Below are 1,184 nucleotides of genomic sequence, written 5' to 3'. Positions count from 1 at the left end.
GAATGAAATAATTCAAGAATATTTACCATCTTCTCCTCAAGGGAATAATCATTTTAACTTTAACATCACGATAGGTAATCATATATCATCTAGTAAGTTATATTTTCAAGGGTTCATAAACTGGAGTGTTGTACTTGATAACATGACGCAATACTACGTCACACCAATAAATTTCACTCTTCCCTTTTATGGTCAACTAGACTTCTCTGTAACTCCCTTACAGAGGTCTTTGTCAGTAGGGGAAAATACGGTAACGTTAATAATTAACAAAAGCCAAGTACCAATATATAATTTATCTTTGATGGTTAACTCAGCTAAGGTGACCGTTAATAATAATGAAGCAAACGTAAGCTTGTTTGTATCCTCCTATTACTACCTTTCGTTTTATCCTTTGACAATAAAGGCCTACTATTTAACTCCTTACGGTAATATAGTTTACTCAAAAACGATTTACCTTTTTGTAAATCAGACTAGAAACTACAACATTACTTATGACGTTGTGTCCTCACCTAATCCATCATATTTAATTCCAGGTAAGAATTTAATTATGATATCTCTTAATAATACGTTCGGAGTTACCTTTTATAGAAGTTACGTCACACTCATGATAAATAACGGGACTTATACAAGTAAACTAGTGGAGTACTTAAATCAATGGGAACCTAATCAGACGATTAATTTATACACACTAGTATACTCATCACATCCTATTTCGATTGAAGCCTTCGTATCTAACATCTCTGAAAACATCACTGAGTTAGATAAAATTATAATTCCTGTGAAAAACCTTGATCCTATACAAGTGTATTATTATCATGGCAATTTAACTGTAATAAATAACCTTAAAGTTCCAATAGATAATCTAACAATTTATGGAATTACATTTAATCAAATTCCGCCTAATGGTAAAGTTACAACTATGATAAGTAACCCTTATCCTCTTGTTAATATAACATATTATGTTAATAACTACCAATTTATGAAGAGTTTGATCATAAATGTTAGCCAATCTTTGAACGTTTCATATACGTTTATAAACGGTCAACTTGAGCTAGTCCTATATAATTCCTATCTATACCCAATCACTAACGTATATGTTGTGTCTAATCAATTAAATCCTCACACGTATTATTTAACCTCACTTGGGGAAAATGCGTCAACCATAATAAGTTTTCAACCATTGT

The 1,184-nt window shown here is 31.2% G+C and carries 1 protein-coding gene; it reads left to right on the top strand.

What is annotated here, in order from left to right; genetic code table 11:
* Positions 1-1,184: hypothetical protein (locus tag DMP16_RS11115; RefSeq protein WP_185957865.1), on the top strand; the 1,184-nt coding region annotated here is incomplete at both ends.

Source organism: Sulfolobus sp. B1 (assembly GCF_007050195.1).
Lineage (GTDB): Archaea > Thermoproteota > Thermoprotei_A > Sulfolobales > Sulfolobaceae > Saccharolobus.
The sequence above is the reverse complement of the archived record's forward strand: the minus strand, read 5'-3'. Positions and strand labels throughout refer to the sequence as shown.